The organism is Mesorhizobium sp. P5_C1, assembly GCF_054049815.1.
This window is the reverse complement of sequence record NZ_JBFULQ010000314.1, coordinates 1-6,564: the sequence shown is the minus strand read 5'-3', so window position 1 is coordinate 6,564 and position 6,564 is coordinate 1. Positions and strand designations below refer to the sequence as shown.

General features: G+C 63.3%; 7 protein-coding genes. 4 read left to right on the top strand and 3 right to left on the bottom strand.

Annotated elements, in window-relative coordinates; genetic code table 11:
• Positions 1 to 2: 2 nt before the first annotated feature.
• On the top strand, positions 3 to 2,837 hold the full coding sequence (locus tag ACXJ7R_RS21595) for an EAL domain-containing protein (RefSeq protein ID WP_457153623.1): 2,835 nt from the start codon (positions 3 to 5) through the stop codon (positions 2,835 to 2,837).
• 17 nt (positions 2,838 to 2,854) lie between these two features.
• Here the strand turns inward: ACXJ7R_RS21595 and ACXJ7R_RS21590 are convergent, their stop codons facing one another.
• A complete protein-coding gene (locus ACXJ7R_RS21590) occupies positions 2,855 to 3,463 on the bottom strand; it encodes a YqgE/AlgH family protein (RefSeq protein WP_091576862.1) in 609 nt (202 codons plus the stop codon).
• A 169-nt stretch (positions 3,464 to 3,632) separates the two neighbouring features.
• Here ACXJ7R_RS21590 and ACXJ7R_RS21585 point away from each other — a divergent pair, with 169 nt between their 5' ends.
• From ACXJ7R_RS21585 to ACXJ7R_RS21575, 3 genes are all read left to right on the top strand, one after another.
• Entirely contained in the window at positions 3,633 to 4,439 is an 807-nt protein-coding gene (locus ACXJ7R_RS21585; RefSeq protein WP_457153622.1) for a protein-disulfide reductase DsbD domain-containing protein, read from the top strand.
• Between the two features lie 183 nt (positions 4,440 to 4,622).
• Complete coding sequence (locus ACXJ7R_RS21580; RefSeq protein WP_457153621.1) at positions 4,623 to 5,105, top strand: redoxin family protein; 483 nt, start codon at positions 4,623 to 4,625, stop codon at positions 5,103 to 5,105.
• Positions 5,106 to 5,178: 73 nt separating this feature from the next.
• Entirely contained in the window at positions 5,179 to 5,658 is a 480-nt protein-coding gene (locus tag ACXJ7R_RS21575) for a DUF2938 domain-containing protein (RefSeq protein WP_457153620.1), read from the top strand.
• A 7-nt stretch (positions 5,659 to 5,665) separates the two neighbouring features.
• Here the strand turns inward: ACXJ7R_RS21575 and ACXJ7R_RS21570 are convergent, their stop codons facing one another.
• Both ACXJ7R_RS21570 and ACXJ7R_RS21565 read right to left on the bottom strand, forming a co-directional pair.
• Positions 5,666 to 6,259, bottom strand: coding sequence for a histidine phosphatase family protein (locus tag ACXJ7R_RS21570; RefSeq protein WP_457153619.1), 594 nt, complete (start codon positions 6,257 to 6,259; stop codon positions 5,666 to 5,668).
• 42 nt (positions 6,260 to 6,301) lie between these two features.
• Positions 6,302 to 6,564: RNase H family protein (locus tag ACXJ7R_RS21565; RefSeq protein WP_457153618.1), on the bottom strand; the 263-nt coding region annotated here is incomplete at its 5' end.

The following is a 6,564-nucleotide window of genomic DNA, read 5'->3' as shown; positions in this document are numbered from 1 at the left end:
TCCTGACGCTGTGCGCGGCATCGTCGGCCTTCGCCGTCGAACCGATCAAGATTGCCCGCGACGACGTCGCGCTCGACCTTTCGGGCGCCGTCGAGATCTACCGGAACCAGGGCGAGAATTTCCAGGTGTCGACCGCTCCCGGACCGGACGGCATCGTGCGGCGCATCGAGGTCGAGGCTAATGATGCGCGTTCGACCGGCGACTGGGCGGTGTTCGCGCTGGCCAACACCACCGACCAGCAGCTCGACCGGCTGATCGTCGCGCCGCATTTCCGACTGGTGAATTCCGGCATCTTCTGGCCCGATCTCGGCTCGACCCGTATCGCCGCCATCACGCCCAGCGAAGGCTTCGCGCTCGACCGCCAGACCAGCCCCGACGCCGACGTGTTCCGGGTGACGCTGAACCCGGGCACGGTGATCACCTTCATCGCCGAACTGGCTTCGCCGAAACTGCCGCAAGTCTATTTGTGGGATCCGGAATCCTACAAGGACTCGGTCAATTCCTACACGCTGTTTCGCGGCATCGTCATCGGCATCGCCGGCTTGCTGGCGCTGTTCCTGACCATCCTTTTCGTGGTCAAGGGAACCTCGATGTTCCCGGCGACCGCGGCGCTCGCCTGGGCGGTGCTGGCCTATATTTGCGTCGATTTCGGCTTCCTCAACAAGATCATCGAGATCTCGCCCGGCAACGAGCAGATGTGGCGAGCGGGAACGGAGGTGGCGCTGGCGGGAACCTTCGTGGTGTTCCTGTTCGCCTATCTCAACCTCAACCGATGGCACGGCCATTTCAGCTATGGCGCGCTGGTCTGGATCCTTGGACTGCTGCTGATCGCCGGCGTCGCCATCGTCGATCCGGCCGTCGCCGCCGGCATCGCCAGGCTGTCCTTCGCCGCCACCGCGCTGACCGGGCTCGGCCTGATCATCTTCCTCGGCATACGCGGCTACGACCGCGCCATCATGCTGGTGCCCAGTTGGGTCATGGTGCTGTTGTGGCTGTGCGGGTCATGGATGGCGATCACCGGCATGCTCGACAACGACATCGCCCAGCCGGCATTGGGCGGCGGACTGATCCTGATCATCCTTCTGATCGGCTTCACCGTCATGCAGCACGCCTTTGCCGGCGGCGCGCTGCACCAGGGCCTGTTCTCCGACCTCGAGCGGCAGGCGCTGGCAGTGGCCGGATCTGGCGATACGGTGTGGGACTGGGACGTGCTGCGCGACCGCGTCGTCACCAAGCCCGATGTCAGCATCCAGCTCGGTCTGGCGCCAAACAGCCTTGGCGGTGCCGCGCGCAACTGGCTGCCGGTGCTGCATGCCGACGATCGCGACACCTTCCGCACGACGCTTGACGTGGTGCTGGAACACCGGCGCGGCCGGGTGTCGCAGAACTTCCGCCTGCGCGGCGCCGACGGCCACTATCACTGGTTCTCGCTGCGCGCGCGGCCGGTGATCGGGTCGGACGGCGAAGTCATTCGCTGCGTCGGCACCATGGTCGACGTCACCGAACAGAAGAAATCCGAGGAGCGTCTGCTGCACGACGCCGTGCACGACAATTTGACCGGGCTGCCGAACCGCGAACTGTTGATGAACCGGCTGGAAGCGGTCATCTCGATCGCCCGCACCGAAGAAAAAGTGCGCCCGACCGTCTTCGTCATCGACATCGACCGTTTCAAGCAGGTCAATGACGGGCTCGGCATCTCGGCCGGCGACACCATCCTTTTGACCATTGCGCGCCGGCTGCACCGGTTGCTCAAGCCGAAGGATTCGCTGTCGCGTTTTGCCGGCGATCAGTTCGCACTAATGCTGTTGTCCGAGCAGGATCCGTCCCGCATCGCCGCCGTCGCTGACGCCATCAAGCATGCCATCAACAACCCGATCACCTTTGCCAAGCGCGAGATCGTGCTGACCGCATCGATCGGACTGATCACCTGGAACTCGACGCAGATGTCGGCCGAGGACATGGTCAAGGACGCCGAGCTTGCCATGCATCAGGCCAAGCGCTTCGGCGGCGACAGGATCGAGCCGTTCCGCCCGGCCTTCCGCACCGTCGGCACCGACAGGTTGCAGTTCGAATCCGACCTGCGCCGCGCCATCGAACGGCGCGAATTCACGCTCGCCTATCAGCCGATCGTGCGGCTGGAGGATGGCAGCGTCGCCGGCTTCGAGGCCTTGCTGCGCTGGGACCATCCGCGTCGCGGCATGATCCCGCCGGCAGATTTCATCCCGGTCGCCGAAAGCTGCGGGCTGATCGTGCAGCTCGGCCTCTTCGCCATGCAGCAGGCGGCCGAGGACCTTGCCGGATGGCAAAAGCAGATCGGCGACGCGCCGCTGTCGGTCTCGGTCAACCTGTCCAGCCGCCAGCTCATCCGCCGCGACCTGGTCAGCGACGTCCGCTCGGTCATCGCACGCGCCAATCTGAAGCCGCGCTGCTTCCGGCTCGAGCTCACTGAATCGCTGGTGATGGATAATCCCGAGCAGACGGCCCATGTGCTGACCAAGCTGAAACAGCTCGGCATCGGCCTGTCGCTGGACGATTTCGGCACCGGCTATTCCTCACTGGCTTATCTGACGCGTTTTCCCTTCGACACGATCAAGATCGACAAGAGCTTTGTCGACGACAACACCCCCAAACGCGCGGTGCTGCTCAAATCCATGGTCAACATGGCGCATGAACTCGGACTGTCMGTGGTCGCCGAGGGCATTTCGGACGAACGCGACGCGCTGGAGCTGCGCCAGATGGGCTGCGAATATGTGCAAAGCTTCATGTTCGGCGCGCCGATGCCGGGCGACCAGGTGCTGAAGACGCTGAAGGAACAGTATCCGCTGACGCAAGCCTGAGACCTCTGTGATGAGGCTCAGGCGTGTCCGGCGGCGAGGCTGAGATGGGCGAGGTCGATGCCGATCGAGGCGAGGATGCGGTCGTACTTGCGCTCAATGTCGGTGTCGAACAGAAGCTCGGCGTTGGCCGGGCAAGTCAGCCAGCCATTCTCGGCGATCTCGGTCTCCAACTGGCCGGCGCCCCAACCCGAATAGCCGAGCGCCATCAGCGCGTGACGGGGTCCACGGCCAGACGAAATGGCGCGCAATATGTCGACGGTCGCGGTCAGGCAGATGTCGTCCGACACGGTCAGCGACGATTCCACCCTGTAGTCACCCGAATGCAGGACGAAACCCCGGCTGCGATCGACGGGCCCGCCATTGCGCACGACGAAATCGCGAGCCTGCGCCGGCAAGCGGATCGCTTCCTGTTCGTTCATGATGCCCAGTTGCACGAGCAGATCCGGAAAAAGCATCTGCTGTGTCTGGTTGATGATCAGGCCCATCGCGCCTTCATCGCTGTGCGCGCAGACGTAGATGACCGAGCGCGTGAAACGGTCGTCCTTCATGCCGGGCATGGCAATCAGGAACTGATCGTCGAGAAAACCGCGGCTGGCGGCTGTCTTCTTGTGGCGCAACAAGTCCATGACAGCAAAGGTAACGCGTTTCCAAAGCGCCGAAAAGATGCACCGTGCGGGATTCGACCAAAGCCTATGTGACCAGGCAGAGCATTCTTCCCTCGAGGTCACGCAAATATGATACCGGCAAGGTCATGAAAACATTGCGCGGCCACGAACGGACGATCAAATCACCGCCATGCAAAGCTTGAAAATCCTGCTGCTCGGCGCCGCCATCGGATCGGCAACCGTTCTTCCCGCCGCCGCTTCATCATCGTCGTGGTACAACAGCGAAGGCGGCAAGGTCCGGCTGGTGACCAGCGGCAAGGCCGATGCCGCCGGCCGCATCCAGGGCGTTCTCGACATAGCGCTCAAGCCCGGCTGGAAGACCTACTGGCGTGACCCGGGCGACGCGGGCGTGCCGCCGCAGCTCGACATTTCAGCCAGCACGAACATCGCCGACGCCCAGCTTTCCTTCCCGGCGCCGCAGCGTCATGACGAAGGCTATGGCAAATGGGCAGGCTACGACTATCCGGTTTCGCTGCCGGTCGTGTTCACCCTGTCGGCGGCGAAAGATCCAGCCGTTATCGACGCCGACATCTTTCTCGGCATTTGTGAAACGATCTGCATTCCGGTGCAGACGCGGCTGACCGTCGACCCCGGCTCCGATCCGGACAATGCCGAAGACACGGCGCTGGTGAAGGCGAGCTTCGCGGCGTTGCCTACACCCGCAAGGTCCGATTTCGGCATCAACGTGCTGCCGGGTGACCACGAGACGCTGATTGTCGAAGCGAGCTTTCCTGGCGATCCGGAGGCGGCGGATTTCTTTGTCGCCGGCGAGCGGGATTATATGTTCGGCACCCCTGCCCGCAGCGAAAAGGACGGCAAGCTGATCTTCACCGTGCCGATCCTCGACCGCCCGTCGACAACGCCGACGGATGGCGGGCTTCATTATACACTGACAAGTTCGGCCGGCGCCGTCGAAGGGCTGTTGCCGTTTCCTTAAAGCGCGTCGCATTGAACGGATTCATACGACGCACTTGGTCCTCTCTTTGTCCATGTCGTAGTGCCAAAACAGCTGCTCACTTTTGGGCGACATGGACTGAGGCCGCTCCTTGACAGTTGCAGAGGGCCGTCGAGTTCGCTACGCAATCACACGACCTCCCCCATTTTCCCAGACGAGGAACTCATGACCATTTCCGTTGGCGACAAGCTGCCTGATGTGACCTTCAAGACGATGACCGCCGACGGCGCGAAGCCGATCACGTCGGCCGAGATTTTCACAGGCAAGAAGGTTGTGCTTTTCGGTGTTCCGGGCGCTTTCACGCCGACCTGCAGCAACAACCATTTGCCCGGCTATCTCGAGAACCATGACGCCATCCTGGCACGCGGCGTCGATACCATCGCCGTCGTTTCGGTCAACGACGTCCACGTCATGGGCGCCTGGGCGCGCTTCACCGGCGGCGAAGGCAAGATCCTTTTCATCGCCGATGGCAGCGGTGACTTCGCCAAGGCGGTCGGCCTCGACAACGACCTTTCCGCAGCCGGCATGGGACTGCGCTCGAAGCGGTTTTCGATGATCGTCGATGACGGCAAGGTCACGGCGCTCAATGTCGAGACCAAGCCCGGCGTCGACGAGTCCGGCGCGGCTCATATTCTGGGACAGCTCTAACAATATTGGCGACAGCGTTAGGCCAGGGACCGCAAAGTCCCCTCGCCCGACAGCTTTGGGGGGGACCGCGACGATGTCTGACATCTTCTGGCGCAGTATCGCGATCGGCATCGGCGCCACGGCGCTGATGGACATCTGGGCGATTTTCCTGAACACGGTGTTTGCCCAGCCACGACCGAACTGGGGCCTGGTCGGCCGCTGGGTGTGGCATCTCAGGGAAGGCAAGGTCTTCCACGACGATATCGGCGATGCAAAGCCGTACGCGCAGGAAGTGGCGCTGGGCTGGGCCTTTCATTATTTTGTCGGCATCGTCTACGGCATCATCCTGGTCGCGCTGGCGGGAACGGCATGGCTGGCGGCGCCGACCTTCCTGCCGGCCTTCATCCTCGGCATCGTCACCGTCGGTGCCGGCTGGTTCCTGTTGGCGCCTGGCATGGGTGCCGGCTGGGCCGCCTCGAAACGGCCCAAACCGATGCAGATCCGCGCCCTCAACCTGGTATCGCACACGGTGTTCGCGCTCGGGCTTTACGGCACGGCGCTGCTGATCCGCTGAAGCGAAGTTAATCGTCGCGACGCTGCGCCGGTGCGTCGATCGGCTGCCATCCGTGGACAAGGCGGCGTGCGCCGAGATCGTAGGCGAAGTGGTTGCCGCCGCCCGCCGGTTGATCCGCTTCGCGGCTGATCTGCCGACCGCTGAGGGCGAGCAGCAGCAGCGTTCCGACGCCGCCATGGCCGACGAAGGCAATGTCGCCCGCGTCGGCGGCGCCAAGCACGGCGTCGACCTCGCTCACGATGCGATGCTGGGCATCGATGGCCCGCTCCCATCCGCGAATGCTGTCATGAGGGTTGGCGAAGAACTGGTCCGCGACCGCTTCGAACTCCGGCGGCGGTAAAAACCCCGTCGCCGATCGGTCGTTCTCATGCATCCTTTCCCTCACCTCGATGGCAAGGCCGAGATGTGTTGCGAGGATTTCGGCGGTTTCCAGCGCCTTGCGTTCAGCCGACGACACGATGCGCCGGATCGAGCCGATCCAGGGCTGGTCGAGCATTGCAACCGCTCTCGCTCGTCCGATGTCGGACAACCCCCATTCCGGCACGGGAATGTTGGCATCGACCTGAACCTGGGGATGGGTGACATAATACAGGATCGGCATGATCGAAGATCCCTGCCTGAGAGTGCTGACCTGCTCCTGAGTTCAATAACTCTGGGTCGAGCGCCGCGCCTTCGCTGCTACCGGCTGTTTTGCCTGCGCAACTGGCTTCGGCGCAGCAGCGGGCTTGAYCGGGCCTTTCTTGAACGGCGCCATGCCCTCGCGCGCGAGTTCGTCGGCGCGCTCGTTCTCGGCATGGCCGGCGTGGCCCTTGACCCAGTTCCAGGTCACCTTGTGACGCCTGTTGGCCTCATCCAGCGCCTGCCAGAGCTCACCGTTCTTGACCGGCTTCTTGTCGGCCGTCTTCC